The following is a 1,102-nucleotide window of genomic DNA, read 5'->3' as shown; positions in this document are numbered from 1 at the left end:
GGATCCACTCAAGAGGGAATGAAGTTTCAACTACAGGGTTGTTACCTTCTTTGACGAGCCTTTCCAGACTTCTTCGTCTACTTCATTCCTTTGTAACTCCGTATAGAGTGTCCTACAACCCCAAGAGGCAAGCCTCTTGGTTTGGGCTATATCCCGTTTCGCTCGCCGCTACTCAGGGAATCGCATTTGCTTTCTCTTCCTCCAGGTACTTAGATGTTTCAGTTCCCTGGGTCTGCCTTCCATACTCTATGTATTCAAATATGGATATTGTTCCATTACGAACAATGGGTTCCCCCATTCGGAAATCTCTGGATCAAAGCTCACTTACAGCTCCCCAAAGCATATCGGTGTTAGTCCCGTCCTTCGTCGGCTCCTAGTGCCAAGGCATCCACCGTGCGCCCTTCATAACTTAACCTAAATTTTCTTTATCAGCTTCGAACCTCTTCGTCAGCTTCAGTCGTTCATATCCTCACGCACGCTAAGTGCGCTCCGGTATTCACTCCTTCGCTTCCTCGATCTCCTCGCTGTTAAATAAAATTTGATTCACTTACTAATTAAGGTTCAATAAAAAACCTAAAATGGCGATACTCGGTATCTTTCTTGACTATCAATTTATCTTTATCTAGTTTTCAAAGAACAAACATTTGTCTCATTAGAGACAAAAAGTTTTGATGGATGGTGATTTTGCTTTCGCAAAAAACCTAATTAAACCATCAAAACTGAACAAAACTTCGACTGTCAAACGTTTCATATATATTCCTTAGAAAGGAGGTGATCCAGCCGCACCTTCCGATACGGCTACCTTGTTACGACTTCACCCCAATCATCTGTCCCACCTTAGGCGGCTGGCTCCAAAAGGTTACCTCACCGACTTCGGGTGTTACAAACTCTCGTGGTGTGACGGGCGGTGTGTACAAGGCCCGGGAACGTATTCACCGCGGCATGCTGATCCGCGATTACTAGCGATTCCAGCTTCATGTAGGCGAGTTGCAGCCTACAATCCGAACTGAGAACGGTTTTATGGGATTGGCTAAACCTCGCGGTCTTGCTGCCCTTTGTACCGTCCATTGTAGCACGTGTGTAGCCCAGGTCATAAGGGGCA

At 45.9% G+C, this 1,102-nt stretch carries 2 rRNA genes; both read right to left on the bottom strand.

Annotated features, from left to right (window positions below):
* Positions 1 to 415: ribosomal RNA gene (locus tag IQI_RS01650) — 23S ribosomal RNA — on the bottom strand; the annotation flags it as partial.
* Positions 416 to 764: 349 nt separating this feature from the next.
* Positions 765 to 1,102 (bottom strand): 16S ribosomal RNA (locus IQI_RS01645); the annotation flags it as partial.

It is taken from the genome of Rossellomorea aquimaris TF-12, from assembly GCF_001648555.1.
Lineage (GTDB): Bacteria > Bacillota > Bacilli > Bacillales > Bacillaceae_B > Rossellomorea > Rossellomorea aquimaris.
Note: the sequence above shows the minus strand (reverse complement) of the source record. Positions and strands in the feature narration are given on the sequence as shown.